At 67.6% G+C, this 478-nt stretch carries 1 protein-coding gene; it reads left to right on the top strand.

Going from position 1 to position 478, the window contains the following annotated elements; genetic code table 11:
• The coding region (locus AC0DBE_RS21565; RefSeq protein ID WP_472963728.1) for an EF-Tu/IF-2/RF-3 family GTPase at positions 1-478 on the top strand (478 nt) is incomplete at both ends.

Here is a 478-nt window from a genome sequence, read left to right as displayed (position 1 = left end):
AAGTACGCCGCGGAGATCGCCGGCCTCATCGGCTGCGAACCGGAGGACGTACTCAAGGTCTCCGGCAAGACGGGCGTCGGTGTCGAGGAACTGCTCGACGTCATCGTCGAGAAGCTGCCTGCCCCCGTCGGTGACGCCGACGCGCCGGCCCGCGCCATGATCTTCGACTCCGTCTACGACACCTACCGCGGCGTCGTCACCTACGTCCGCGTCGTCGACGGACGGCTCAGCCCGCGCGAGAAGATCGAGATGATGTCGACGCGCGCGACGCACGAGCTGCTCGAGATCGGCGTCAACTCGCCCGAGCCGATCCCGACGAAGGGCCTGTCCGTCGGCGAGGTCGGCTACCTCATCACCGGGGTGAAGGACGTGCGCCAGTCGAAGGTCGGTGACACGGTCACGAACGCCGCGAAGCCCGCGTCCGAGGGGATCGGCGGCTACTCCGACCCGAAGCCGATGGTGTTCTCGGGTCTGTATC

This window comes from Bacillus sp. VA15 (assembly GCF_055721145.1).
The sequence above is the reverse complement of the archived record's forward strand: the minus strand, read 5'-3'. Positions and strand labels throughout refer to the sequence as shown.